Genomic DNA, 13981 nt, shown 5'->3' with positions numbered 1-13981 from the left:
GGCAGGAAGCCAGCTTCATGATTCGCAATTCAAAACGACGTTCAGCAACCCGCAAGAAGTCTCCAAAACGCAGGTTCCTGATCGAGACGCTCGAAGCACGTCAACTATTGGCGGTTGATGGTGTCCAGATCGACCTGAGCGGCAACGGCAGCATCGATCTGTTCGGCAGTGATTCAGGCGGCAGCGTTCACCAAGGCTACATCAACAATGTTGTGCAGGGCCAACAGGGTATCACGATTGGGACCAGCAATACGCCTGGCGTCAACAACTTGAGCCCCAACGCGACCAATGACTCTTTCGACATCGGCGAAGATGATGCGGTCGTCGACGTGACCGCGTTGCTGTTGGCAGATGATAGCGATCCCGACAATAGCGGAACGCTTCGCATCGTTGGGATTGATACCCAGGGCACGCGCGGACTAGTGGGCTTTGACGCGGCCAGTGGCAGTGTGACCTACGCCCCAAGCGGACGGCTCGACGACGTTGCCGACGGCACGGTCGAAACCGACACGTTTCGATACCTGCTGGACGATGGAAATAATGGCCGTTCTTTCGGGACCGTAACAGTCAATGTCGCCGGATCGAACGACGCTCCCTTTGTCGATCCGGTTGAAGACTTGGTCACGGACGAGGGTTCGACCGCCATGACCGCTGGGATATTTGGTGACATCGACAATGGAACGGTCGCAAACATTGCATCGAACATTGGCCAGATCACAGATAACGGTGATGGGACTTGGTCATGGACACTGAACACCACTGACGGGCCAGACGAAGTCTTTGACGTGACGGTGACTGCAACTGACGAAGGCTTGCTGACGGCACAGACAACCTTTCGAGTCGAAGTTGTTGACGTTCCGGCAACGATCGAAGTCAACGGCGCTGATTCGGTAGATGAAGGCACGCTTTATGAACTGAATCTTGGCGACGTCACTGATCCAGGCAACGAAACGATCACTCAGCGAATCATTGACTGGGGCGACGGAACCGAAGAAACGGTCAGTGATGCCGCCACGCAGACACACATCTACGGCGGTGATGTGACCGATGCAACCATTCGCGTCATGCTGGTGGACGAAGACGGAAGCCATGTCGCCGCGAGCAAGACGATTCGCATCGACAATGTGGCACCAAAGATCTTGACTATGTTGGACTTTCTTTCTCCAACGACGACAAGAATTGATGCCATTGAAGGCCTGCCCACATCACTGGTCGTGATTGCAACCGATCCCGGAGGCGACGCAGTTTCGATGGCCGCATCGGTGGGCAGTCTCACGCTTTCCGACGAAGGCTACTGGCGATGGTCCCTGAACACGACCGACGGTCCGAGCCAGTCCCAGACTGTCACGTTGACCGCGACGGACGCCGACGGAGCATCATCGATCCAAACGATCGATCTGGTTGTCGTCAATGCTGCCCCCACCATCACCAGCGACTTTGCATCGGTCACGATTGATGAAGGCCAACCCGCCTTGATGACAGGAGCTTTTGCCGATGTGGTGGCGGATACCGTGACGCTAACTGCGACGGCAGGTACGGTCACCCAGAGTGATAGTGGGCAATGGGTTTGGCATTTCGATCAAACTGGCGGTTCCGACGCGTCTGAAGCCGTAACGATCACAGCGAGTGACGAAGATGGCGGAACCAGCGAAGTCACATTCGATCTAGTCGTTACCAACTTGGCACCCATTGCTGGCAACCCGACCTTCGCAGGCGCCAAGAATCAATTGCAAACTTACTCGGTTGTTGACTTGCTTAGTGGAGCAACTGACCCAGGCGATGACGGTTTGGCAGTTCAATCCATCGTTACAGCAACGAATGGCAGCATCGAATTTGATGACGCCAACGACACGTTTACCTACCAACCCGCCGATGACTTTGTAGGCAACGACACAATCGAATTCTTGATCGTCGATGTGGATGGAGCCTCAACGACAGCGTTCGCAACCGTGGTGGTAACAAACGATGCTCCAGCGATCGATGCGATTGCAGCCATCAGCACCGCTGAAATGAGTTCATTGACATTTCAAGTCAATGGCAATGATGCCAATGGCGATGCTCTTACATTCGCTCTTGGCGACGACGCGCCGTTGGGCGCAGCGATCACCGATGAGGGGCTATTCTCGTGGACGCCCAGCGAATCGCAGGGCCCGTCAAGCCACTCGTTTGACATCTCGGTCAGTGATGGATTCTTGACCACAACTACCGTCGTTGCGATTGATGTCACGGAAGTCAACAGCGCCCCGGCGATGGCGAGTGTAAATCCACAAACCATTAATGAGGGATCTACGTTGACTTTCTCGGTTAGCGCAAGTGACGCTGACCTACCCGCGAACACTCTGGCTTTCTCGCTCGGTGACAACGCGCCGATCGCAGCCTCCATTAGCCCGGACGGAACATTCACCTGGACGCCACAAGAGGCTGATGGTCCGGGAACGTTTGAATTTGACGTCATCGTTTCCGATGGTGAATTATCGGATACCCAAACCGTCACCATCGTAGTTGTCGATGTTCCCAATGCGCCGGTGATCGAGGCCGTGGAATCGCAAGTCATCGCCGAAGGACAAACACTAAGCCTGCAAGTCAACGCAACGGATTCAGATTTACCAGCCCAAACGCTTAGTTTCAGCCTTGGGGCCGACGCTCCCTCCGGAGCAACAGTTGGTGATGACGGTATTTTCTCGTGGACGCCAGGTGAAGCCGACGGCGGCAATGCGTTTACTTTTGACGTCATCGTCAGCGACGGTGGCCTCAGTAATACTACTGCCTTGACGATCCAAGTCGATGAAGTCAATCAGGCACCTGTCCTAGATTTCGTTGGCGATCACAGCATCAATGAGCTGGAAAGCCTCACCTTTTCGGCGACCGGATCCGACGCTGACTTGCCACAAGCGAACCTGGTTTTCTCTTTGAGTGATAACGCGCCAGCCGATGCCACGATCACGCAAGACGGCAATTTTTCTTGGACGCCGACCGAATCTGACGGGGCCGGTATATTCACATTCGACGTAATCGTTTCTGACGGTGCGGAATCTGACTCCGAAACCGTCACCATTACAGTTGCAGAAGTAAATGTTGCCCCAGTGCTGGACAGCATCGCCGCGAAAACAATTGGCGAAGGTGCAACACTTGCGTTCACTGCATCCGCGACTGACGCAGATCTCCCCGACAATCCACTAGAGTATTCGCTTGGTAGCGATGCGCCTTCGGGCGCCTCTATGAGTGCGAACGGTGACTTCACTTGGACTCCCACCGAAGCAGATGGGCCTGGTGTATTCACTTTTAACGTCGTCGTCAGCGATGGAGTTCTCTCTGATGCAACAACAGTGACAGTGACGGTAGAAGAGGTCAATGTTGCACCAACGTGGTCGCTGATTGAAACTCAAACCATCAACGAGCTTGCCGACTTCGTGCTCATTGTTGCGGCAACAGACGTCGATGAACCAGAGAATGTGTTAACGTATTCAGCAACCGGTAACGTACCTGCTGGCGTGACGATCGCGAGCAATGGAACGATTCAGTGGACTCCGACTGAAGAGCAAGGCCCCGCCAGCTACACGTTTGATCTGGTCGCCAGCGACGGACAACTGTCATCTTCCACGCCAATCACAATCAACGTCGCCGAAGTCAACCAAGCTCCGCAACTGGACGCGATCGGTGTCCAATCCGTCGACGAGGGTTCTACCTTATCCTTCGTCGCCGCAGCCACTGATGACGATTTGCCGAGTAACTCGCTTCAGTTCTCACTAGCGGGAACGGTTCCGACAGGAGCTTTGATTACGGCCGACGGAACATTCACCTGGACGCCGCAAGAGGCTGATGGTCCGGGAACGTTTGAATTTGATGTTGTCGTTTCCGATGGTGAATTATCGGATACCCAAACCGTCACGATCGAAGTCGTCGATGTTCCAAACGCTCCTGTGATCGCTTCGATCGAAGATCAAACCGTGGCTGAAGGGCAGACGCTCACGTTCACAGCTACGGCAACCGACTCCGACCTTCCTGCCGACACGCTTACATTTCGCTTGGACGGATCGGCACCCGAAGATGCCTCGATCACGGCAGACGGTCACTTTAGTTGGACACCAAACGAGTTGTTCGGCGGCGATTCCGTCACCTTTGATATCCTCGTCAGCGATGGGGAACTCGAAGCCATCGAATCGTTGACCATCTATGTCGACGAAGTCAACCAGTTCCCCTTGCTCCAAGCCATTGACGACCACGACGTCAACGAACTGGAAACCCTATCGTTCACCGTCAACGCGACCGATGCAGACCTACCTGTGCCGTTGCTAAGTTACAGTCTCGGGGAAAACGCACCCGCAGGAGCAAGCATCAACGACTTGGGTGAGTTCGCTTGGACTCCCAACGAGGAAGATGGTCCTGGCACTTTTACTTTTGAAGTAAACGTTTCTGATGGCGAGTTGTCTGTGACTGAAACGACGACCGTTACTGTTGGCGAAGTAAACACAGCTCCAAAGATCGCCCAGCTAGAAACTTACATCGTCAATGAGGGCGAAGCGTTCAGTTTCACTGCAACAGCGAGCGACTTTGACGCTCCCAATAATTCGCTTAGCTTTTCGCTCGGCGACGCGGCTCCCGCCACAGCTACAATGACCCCTGCAGGAGTTTTCACCTGGTCTCCGGATGAAGCGGATGGGCCGGGCAGCTTTTCTTTCGACGTGATCGTTTCAGATGGATTCGCCACGGACGCAACGTCGGTGACCATTGAAGTTGGCGAAGTCAATGTCGCACCGATACTTGCTTTGATTGATCCACAGTCCATCGATGAACTTGCGACGTTGACATTTCAAGCAGCAGCAACCGACCTGGATCAACCGGCCACTCCTTTGACATTCCAGCTTGCAGGAGATGCGCCGCAAGGAGCATCGATTTCAACGGAAGGCTTCTTTTCTTGGACGCCCAGCGAAAGCCAGGGACCGAACACCTATTCGTTTGATGTTGTCGTGTCGGATTCCGTGTTGACTGATACGCAAACAATCGAAGTCACCGTCGGTGAAGTCAATCTTGCCCCAACCTTGATGTCGATCGCCGACCAGACCGTCGACGAAGGGCAAACGCTAACGCTTTCACTGGTCGGCAGCGACCTTGACTTACCGAATAACAACTTGACGTTCTCGCTTGGAGACGATGCGCCCGCTGGCGCGAGCATCACTCCCGATGGCGATTTCAGTTGGACCCCAACCGAAGCCCAAGGGCCGGACAGTTTCGAGATTACTGTCCAAATTAGCGACGGAACCGTCACCACTTCAGAGTCGTTTCAAGTCGATGTTCAAGACGTGCCCAACGCGCCAGTCATTCAGCCTATCCCCAATCAGCAAGTCGACGAAGGCGTAGAATTGCAGTTGAAAATCGACGCAAGTGATTCTGATTTGCCGAAGCAAACACTCTTCTTTTCTCTGGGCGACAACGCCCCGAGTGATCTTACGCTTTCGAGTAGCGGGATGCTTCAGTGGACGCCTACTGAGACTGATGGCGGGGAAAAGTACACGTTCGACATTGTTGTTTCGGATGGAGTTCTCGAATCGACGACGCCTGTTGTCATCGAGGTTAATGAGGTGAATCAACCACCTATCATGCAGGTCGTTGAGGCATTTTCGATTCAAGAGAATTCTGAATTCAATCTGCTATTCCGATCAACTGATCTCGACCAGCCAGCGCAATCGTTAACGTATTCACTAGTCGGATCGGTTCCCTTCCGGGCCGCAATCTCGGCGGATGGAGAGTTTTCTTGGGCTCCGTCTGAGGCTGAAGGTCCCAGTGAACGACAGATTCATGTGCAAGTCACTGATGGGCTCGAAACGGTCCGTCAGACCGTCACGATCCAGGTGGAAGAAGTCAATGAGTCACCGCAATGGACTGACCTTCCCGATCAAGAACTCGAAGCCAATTTTCCCTTTGAGCTTTTTCTCCAGGCAACCGACGCGGATCACCCCCGCAACACCTTGACTTATCGATTCAGCGGTCCAGCACCGGTGGGTGCGACTTTGACGACTGCGGGTTTATTTGCTTGGACGCCATCACCACAACAAATTGGTAGTCACCAATTTCAGTTTGATGTCTCTGATGACGGTGGCGCAACCTTCGCAACTTCTCCCCTCGTAAATTTTGATGTCGTCAGCGAGCGATTTGAGGACATTGGGGAATCTGCGACAAACCTTTTCATCTTAGAAACTGACGCAGGCAATGCGACCAAGGCTCGAGGAGCTCAGTTCACGCATCGGATTCAACACCCCGACCTGCATGTTTATTCACGACTCTACGTTAAATCCCCGAGCGACAGTGAATTTCAGTTGGCGGAAAGCTCGATTGAGTGGGTGGATCATGACAAAGATGATTCGACCAACAAGATCATGCAAATAAACTATGACCATACGATCGTCGCTCCCGATTTGAGTGACAGTACGTTGGGTAACATGATCGATGGGGTTTGGACTGTTCTGGTTGACCTGGACTATGATTTCCATCCAGCGAATCCTCAGCCCGATCTATTGAATGATCGCCTTTTTACCTTCACTGTCGATTCAGCGGCGATCGCGTTACCGCCAAGCGTTCGCTTCACAAGTCCCAGCCAGAACGCATTTTTGCCTGGCGTTGCAGATGTCAGGTTTGACTGGGAAAGTGATCCTGACTTTGCCTCCGACGACCGCGTCGCACTCGTCATAGGAAAGAATTCCGACGATGTTTATGATAAGATTGTCAATTCGACTCTTCGATCACATTCGGTGTCCGATCTGCCAGAGAACAGTTGGCTTGACGCTCTTCTTATCTCGCTGAAACCACTACCTGGTTTTGCGACAGCGCCCAAACCCGTCGATGGTTTCGTCGCACCCCGTTTTGCACCCATCAATGGTTCTGAATCTGATGCATTGTTTGACGACCACATTGGATTTGGCCTTCGGTTCGATGAGCTTACTTTCCGAACAAGAAGCAATGCAGCCCCCCGGCTTTCCGCGACATCCTTGACGCGAGTCGTTGCCGCTGGAGAAACACTGGAGATGAATATCCAGGCAACCGACGAAGAGGGTGACGCCATTTCGTACCGCATCGAGAATGCCCCAGACGGACTTACATTCTCCTCGGACGGCCAACTTCAATGGACGCCTACTTCGGATCAACTGGGAACCTACTCGACAACCGTTTACGCTGATGATTTTAAGGGCGAATCTCACATCGACACGATGACGTTGACACTCATCGTGCCGAATCAAAAGCCAGTTCTTCAGCCGATGGCAGATCCTACCTTTTTGGTTGGCAGAAACTCAAGCTTCCAGATTTTGGCAACCGACGAAGAACAAGATCCTATTAGGTACTCCATCGGAGTTAGGCCAAGCGGTGTTGAAGTTGACTCAAGTGGTCTTGTTACCTGGACACCTTCAGCGACCGATGTTGGCGTTCACACGATCCGAGTTTTCGCATACGGCAACCGCGGCTACCAGTACTCAGAGGGTGTCGACGTAAATGTTACCGTTGAGTATCCGCCAAGCGAACCGCCTGTGCTTGAGGCCGTTTCTTCGCAAACGTTGAACGGATTCCTGCCATTTGAATACCAACTCAACGCGACGGATCCAGATGGAGACGCCATCTACTATTCACTCAGTGGAGCACCTTCAGGTGTATCGATCGATGCAGGCGGTTTGCTGTCGTGGAATGCGGGCAATCAACACGCTGGCGTCCACAACTTTGACATCATCGTTAGCGATCGAGTAAGGCCTGAGAACTTTGACACTCAGCCCGTTCAGCTAACCGTAATCGAATCCTTGAATAAAGCAGAATTGTATTTTCAGCGAACAACGATCGGCGATGAACCATCGAAGTATTCTGCCACGCTAAAGTTGACTTTTGATGACCAACGGTTGCAAGCTTCGACAAAGGTTTGGGTAACGGCACCCAATCGGCAGCCCATTCAAGCAACTCTTGAATCGTTCGTGGCGACCATGACGATTCAATCTTCAGCCGATGAAGACGAGGCATCGTTCATGGAAGGTCTCGAGGAATCGTGGCTGGTAGAGATCGACTTCGACGGAGTCTCTGGGAATTCTGACGAAGCAGCGTTCTCGTTTTCATCGTTGCGAGACGACAATTCGTTAGGTAACAACGGATTCTACCGGCAGTTTCCAAGTCAGGGCATGGTAGGTCGCGTGACGCATGGTCAAACGTTTTCCACAGACGAGGAACTACCTGAACTTTATCTTACAGACAGCACGGGGACCGCCTTTCCTCGGATTAGCGAAGTAAGTGTTTTTGGAGTTTCACCTTCAAGCCGAACACTTGTCCAAACGATTACTCACCAAAATCAAACCTTGGGTCCGCTGTCGGATATGTACCAACAGTTTGAAATTGAACTCACGTCGATTCAAACACCAAGCGGCATCGTGAGTGGTCCCAGCAGCATCGCCAATAAACACTTGGCGCAAATCCGAAGCATATCGGTCGGCGGAATGATTGATGTCGCCATCATCGCATTCGAGATTCGAGATGCGGCTTCGCAGATCCAGGCGATCCATGAATCCCCGCCGCAATCGGAATCCAGTGTTCTTGATGACGAGTACATGAAAATGCCGGCCCAGGCCGATTTCAATGACTCTCTTTCAATGCCTCAGTCTAGTTCAGGCAAGTTGGCCGATTTAGTCTGGTGCGGCGATGAAGAATTATGCCCCACCGTCGATGATGAAAACAACTTGTGGGACGTCAAAGAAGAGTTATCAACAAACATCGACGGCGACCTAGTGCTGCTACTGGCTAATGACCAATCGGTCGAAAGAGCCGGTCAGTGATTGCTTGTTCTTGGTGAGCCGATTGAAAGCCTACCGAATGTCGTGCAATTCGACTTTGAAATGTAGTGTTGAATTGGGTGGGATGCCTGGCTGGGACTGGCCTGCGTAGCCGAGGATGGCGGGGATTTCTAGTTCGATCATGCCGCCTTCGCCCACTAATTGCAGACCCTCGGTCCAGCCGGGGATGACGCCGCTAAGCGGGAACGTGGTTGGCTGATTTCGGTTGTAGGATGAGTCGAAAACAGTGCCATCGTCCAGGGTCCCGGAGTAGTCGACTGTCACGGTGTCCGATGGTCCGGGTTTGGGACCATCGGACTTTCGCAGGATTCGATACTTCAATCCGGATTCAGTGGTCGTGAATTCAGTCGGCGCATCGTCGTCGATCGCCATCGGTCCACGTCGCTGCCCACACCCGACGAACAGGCAGACAAGCAAAGGGGCTAGAAGTAGAAAACGCACAGGAATCTTTCGGTCTGGAGGGTCGAAAAGGGACAAGGAAAATACTAGCGATCACCGAGCAGTGCCAGAAACTTTCATCATTTTTTGCGAATGATGCATCCAGTTGGATCTTACCTTCGAATACATCTACGACCGGTCGGTTAGATGAAACTTACAAAAACACACTTATGTAATGGACCTGAAAATGAAGATTCAGTTGAAGAGCTTGTTCGCACTCGCACTGGGAACGATTGTATCGTCTTCGGCCATGGCTGCCGACATCGTGGACACCGCAGTGAAAGCGGGCAGTTTTAAGACGCTTGCCGCTGCCTTGGGTGCCGCGGACCTCGTGGAAACTTTGAAAGGCCCTGGTCCGTTCACCGTGTTCGCTCCCACCGACGAAGCCTTTGCCAAGCTGCCCCAAGGCACGGTTGAAACGTTGCTAAAACCAGAGAACAAAGCAACTCTGGCTGGCGTGCTGACCTACCACGTTGTTTCCGGGAAGGTGATGGCGGCCCAGGTCGTTGACCTCAGCGGAGCAAAGACGGTGAATGGACAACGCGTTGACATCACCGTCAAGGATTCGGGCGTCATGGTCGATGGTGCCACCGTTGTCACGACAGACATCGAATGTGACAACGGGGTCATTCACGTCATCGATTCAGTGATCCTGCCCGCCGACAAGACGATTCCCGAAACGGCCGCTGCGGCGGGTAAGTTCGGCACGTTGCTTGCCGCGGCAAAGGCAGCCGGCCTGGCCGAGGTTCTTGGCGGCGACGGCCCGTTTACTGTCTTCGCACCAACCGACGAAGCATTCAGCAAGTTGCCTGATGGAACCGTCGCGTCCCTTTTGGAACCCGGCAACAAACAGAAGCTTGTCGATATTTTGAAGTACCACGTCGTCGCCGGGCGGGTGTATTCAGAAGACGCTCTCGCGGCGAAGTCCGCAAAGACCTTGGAAGGGTCCATTGTTAATGTCAGCGTCACCAATGCAGGAGCGATGATCAACGATGCGAAATTGGTTGCCACCGATGTCGATGCGTCCAACGGCGTCATTCATATCATCGATTCCGTGCTGATGCCGCCTGCGAAGACTTCCGATGCACGCCAAGTGCTTGAGCGTGCGGTGGTTCAGGGTGCGGCGATGTTCAATTCGGGACACCACGCGGCTTGTGCGAATCTTTATCACGAAACGTTGACCGGTTTGATGTCCACGGACGTTGATCCCTCGCTCCAACAGCACATGTCATCGGTGATCGGCAACGCCAGCCGGCATCATTGTGACACTCAGCGTGCCTGGACACTGCGTCGGGGCATCGATCAAATGTATTCGCAACTGAGCGCGAAGTAGGCGGTCGATGATCCATTGATCTTTTCGCTTTAGTTTTAGGACGCGTTCGCTTTTGCGGTCGCGTCCTAAAGCGATTGCTGGCTCGGTAAAACGTTGTGCCACGTTACCGGCAAAAAGGCTCGACTGATGGCAACGGTAAATCCCGAAAAGAATATCCTGAATATGGTGACTGAAACTGCAATTGAACCTGCCACGATCCTTCAACGGATTGCAGCGGGCGACTCGTTGGCTGTCGAGGATTGTTTGCAGCGATACGGTGGCCTAGTGTGGTCGCTATCGCGTCGATGGCTGTCCAATAGTGCAGATGCCGAGGATGCCTCGCAGGAAATTTTTGTGGAGATTTGGAAAAAGGCAAAAAGCTTCGATCCATCCAAGTCCAGCGAGGCGGCCTTCGTGACCTTGATTACCCGTCGGCGGTTGATCGATCGCTTGCGACGGACATCCAGCACTGCAAACACTCTCAACATGTCAGCAATTGAATACGACGTACCCGAAGAGGTCACGGTGCAACCTGCGGAATTGGCGGCTGAATTGGCGGATGAGGCCGACAAAGCGCTGCGATGCATCGAGCGGCTTTCAAGCCAGCAAAAACAGGTCATTGAGTTGTCGATTCACCATGGCTGTTCGCACACACACATTGCCGAGCGGCTTTCGATGCCGTTGGGAACGGTCAAGTCGTTCGCAAGGCGAGCGCTGTTGCAATTGAAAGACTGCATGGCAAAATCCGCAGTGGTGACCGCCGAGGGAGGCACGTTATGAGTAACGCAAAAGACAACCTCTCCCAGTGGAAAGAGTCACAGTGGCAAGAGTTGTTGGCTGGACATGTCCTGGATGATTTGTCTGAAGAAGAACAGATCGCTTTTCAAGCTGCGTTTTCAAATCAAGAAGATCAGCAATCGCTGTTTGAACTGGAGAACACGATGGCGCGAGTTCAGTTAGCTTTTCAACATCCAAACGAGCCGATGCCTGATTCGTTGCGTGTTCGGATCGCAAACGATGCGGGGAAACATCTTTCAGCAGACACCGCTAACATCGTAACCAGCACTAACGTTTCTGACGCAAACCTAGTGACCACGGCCGACGTTCAATCGTCGCCATCGTTGCTTCGCACCCGCGAAGTCTTTGCTTGGTTGGCGTTTGCCGCTGCGGCGTTATTGGCATTCGGGTTTTGGAGCGTGAACACTGATCCGCCAGCGGTGATGTCGGTCGCTCAGTTACGTAGCAACTTGATTTCACAGGCGGATGATGTGATCAAGGTTGATTGGACGGCTGGTAAGCATCCATTCCCGCAAGAAGTTCAGGGCGACGTGGTCTGGAGCAACGACCGCCAAGCCGGTTACATGCGGTTCAAGCAGATGCCCGTCAACGATCCAACCCTGCAGCAATATCAACTTTGGATCATCGATCCGTTGCGTGACGATGAACCCATTGATGGTGGCGTATTCAATGTCTCAGCCGATGGCGAGGTGATCGTTCCGATCGATGCCAAGCTGCAAGTTCTAAAACCCGCAGCGTTTGCGATTACGATCGAAAAACCCGGCGGGGTGGTCGTTTCCACTCAGGAAAGATTGCCGTTGTTGGCGAGTGTGGTATCGTCGGAGTGACTTTTCAAAGCTAGCAGCACGGTGATCCCCACCGAGCTTGGCGGCTAAGAATTGCCGTTCATCATCCGGTTGAAAGAGCCGCCGCTAATTGTTCGTAGGTTTGGCGACTGTCTAATTTTGATCCGCGATTGTCGAGCGCGATCTGGTACAAGTGTTGCCCGCACGGTGTCGGATACTTGCCCGTCACGCAGGCTTGGCACAGATGATCGGTTGGTTTTCCGATTGCACGCGAGATCGCTTCGACCGGCAAGTAACGAAGTGAATCGGCTCCGAGGTCATCGGCGAGTCGCTGCTGAGCTTCGTCAGAAATCACCCCGTTTTCAAAATACTTGGGTCCGATCAATTGATCGATCGAACTCATGTCGATCCCGTAAAAACACGGCGCGATGATGGGTGGACAGGCAACTCGAACGTGAATTTCCTTTGCACCGCCGACTTCGCGGATTCGATCCAGCAACACATTCATCGTGGTGCTGCGAACGATGGAATCTTCCACCAAGATGACACGTTTGCCTTCCAACACTTCGCGAAGCGGCGTGTACTTGGTCGCAGCTTTGGCTTTGCGGTTACCGCCACCTTCGATGAAGGTTCGCCCGGCGTAGCGGTTTCGGATCAGGCCTTCGCGACACGGAATCGATAGCTCATACGCCATCGAATCAGCAGCCGCTTTGCTGGTGTCGGGCACCGGCACGATGATCGTGTCTTCGCAATCCAGCGGGACGCGGCCGAGTTCACGTTCGGCTTTGGCTAGTTCTTCGCCAAGGTGCGTGCGGCTGAGATAGACGCTTTGATCGTCCAGCGTGCTGGCGACGTTTGCAAAGTAGATCCATTCAAAGAAACAGTGTTTCGGTTTTTGCTCGGGAGCAAATCGTTCCAGGTGGAACCCGGTTTCGGGATGGACCGTGATCGCGTGCCCGGGCGGCAAAGACTTAATCTGGTCGTCGGTGAAGCCGAGGTTCAACAGCGCAACGCTTTCACTGGCTGCGGCAAACAGTGGGCCTTCGTGGACATAGCACATCGGTTTGATGCCAAGCGGATCGCGGGCGACGATCATTTCGCCTTCGGCCGTCAGGACCGCCAAGCTGTAGGCACCGTCAAAGTTTTCAGCCGATTGACGCAGCAGATCGATCCAGTCCAAACGCGTGGGCGATCGGCTGAGCAAACGTCCGAATTCGTGCAGGATAATTTCGGTGTCGGTGTCCAACGTCAGGTGGTGGTCACCGTCGGCTAACAAGCGTTCGCGAAGGATGCCGTAGTTGGACAGTTGTCCGTTGAAACAAAAGCTGAACCATTTGCGTTTGTGGATGTGCTTTCGTTCGAATGGCTGGGCGTAGGAGCGGTCGTCTTGGCCGCTGGTGGCGTAGCGAACATGCCCGATCGCGGCGCGACCGGCCAGCGATTTCATCAGCGATTCAGCCTTGGCCTTGTGGTTCATTCGAAAGACCTCGGTGACCGTGCCCACGTCTTTACGCGTCCGCAGCAATCGCGGTTGGGCAGGATCGAAGGTGGTCATTCCCGCGGCTAATTGCCCGCGATTTTGAATATCCAGCAGCATTCGAGGCAACAGCCGCGAAATTTGCCGCGGGCCATCTTGAGTACACATCGGACTGCGGCCACGACCAGAGAGGTGGTAAATGGCGGCAACACCACATTCGTGATGCAATTCGCTCATAGCGAAAATTCTTTCCGTAAAGGATAGGGAGCTAAAACACGGGGCTTTTGAAATCAATCTTCAAAAACACTGGGCTTCTGAACGGGGCTTCTGAAACGCTGGGTCTTCAAAAGCAAAC

At 53.4% G+C, this 13981-nt stretch carries 6 protein-coding genes; 4 read left to right on the top strand and 2 right to left on the bottom strand.

Annotated features, from left to right (window positions below; translation table 11 throughout):
• The first annotated feature begins 17 nt into the window (after window positions 1-17).
• Complete coding sequence (locus tag RC85_RS07365) at window positions 18-8798, top strand: Ig-like domain-containing protein (protein ID WP_149752972.1); 8781 nt, start codon at window positions 18-20, stop codon at window positions 8796-8798.
• A gap of 30 nt (window positions 8799-8828) precedes the next feature.
• On the opposite strand, the gene RC85_RS07360 is transcribed toward RC85_RS07365, so the two are convergent.
• Window positions 8829-9257 (bottom strand): FKBP-type peptidyl-prolyl cis-trans isomerase, encoded by a 429-nt coding sequence (locus RC85_RS07360; RefSeq protein WP_338060572.1) that lies wholly within the window; start codon window positions 9255-9257, stop codon window positions 8829-8831.
• A gap of 172 nt (window positions 9258-9429) precedes the next feature.
• On the opposite strand from RC85_RS07360, the gene RC85_RS29155 reads away from it, so the two are divergent.
• The 3 genes from RC85_RS29155 to RC85_RS07345 all read left to right on the top strand — a co-directional run bounded on the left by RC85_RS29155 (window position 9430) and on the right by RC85_RS07345 (window position 12191).
• Window positions 9430-10587 carry a fasciclin domain-containing protein gene (locus RC85_RS29155; RefSeq protein WP_238383103.1) on the top strand — a complete coding sequence of 386 codons (1158 nt, stop codon included), beginning with the start codon at window positions 9430-9432 and terminating at the stop codon, window positions 10585-10587.
• Window positions 10588-10713: 126 nt separating this feature from the next.
• The gene (locus RC85_RS07350) at window positions 10714-11346 is read left to right on the top strand and encodes a sigma-70 family RNA polymerase sigma factor (RefSeq protein WP_235033421.1); all 633 of its coding nucleotides are present in this window, start codon (window positions 10714-10716) and stop codon (window positions 11344-11346) included.
• Entirely contained in the window at window positions 11343-12191 is an 849-nt protein-coding gene (locus tag RC85_RS07345) for an anti-sigma factor (RefSeq protein WP_068260546.1), read from the top strand. The genes RC85_RS07350 and RC85_RS07345 overlap by 4 nt, the downstream gene beginning before the upstream one ends.
• A gap of 61 nt (window positions 12192-12252) precedes the next feature.
• Here RC85_RS07345 and RC85_RS07340 read toward each other — a convergent pair whose 3' ends face one another.
• Window positions 12253-13863 (bottom strand): amidophosphoribosyltransferase, encoded by a 1611-nt coding sequence (locus RC85_RS07340; protein ID WP_068260544.1) that lies wholly within the window; start codon window positions 13861-13863, stop codon window positions 12253-12255.
• Window positions 13864-13981: the final 118 nt, after the last annotated feature.

It is taken from the genome of Rubripirellula obstinata (assembly GCF_001642955.1).
Taxonomy (GTDB): domain Bacteria; phylum Planctomycetota; class Planctomycetia; order Pirellulales; family Pirellulaceae; genus Rubripirellula; species Rubripirellula obstinata.
Note: the sequence above shows the minus strand (reverse complement) of the source record. Positions and strands in the feature narration are given on the sequence as shown.

Coding starts and splice junctions, on each gene's coding strand:
- RC85_RS07365 (WP_149752972.1), top strand. CDS start 18: ATGATTCGCAATTCAAAACGACGTTCAGCAACCCGCAAGAAGTCTCCA.
- RC85_RS29155 (WP_238383103.1), top strand. CDS start 9,430: ATGGACCTGAAAATGAAGATTCAGTTGAAGAGCTTGTTCGCACTCGCA.
- RC85_RS07340 (WP_068260544.1), bottom strand. CDS start 13,863: ATGAGCGAATTGCATCACGAATGTGGTGTTGCCGCCATTTACCACCTC.
- RC85_RS07345 (WP_068260546.1), top strand. CDS start 11,343: ATGAGTAACGCAAAAGACAACCTCTCCCAGTGGAAAGAGTCACAGTGG.
- RC85_RS07350 (WP_235033421.1), top strand. CDS start 10,714: ATGGCAACGGTAAATCCCGAAAAGAATATCCTGAATATGGTGACTGAA.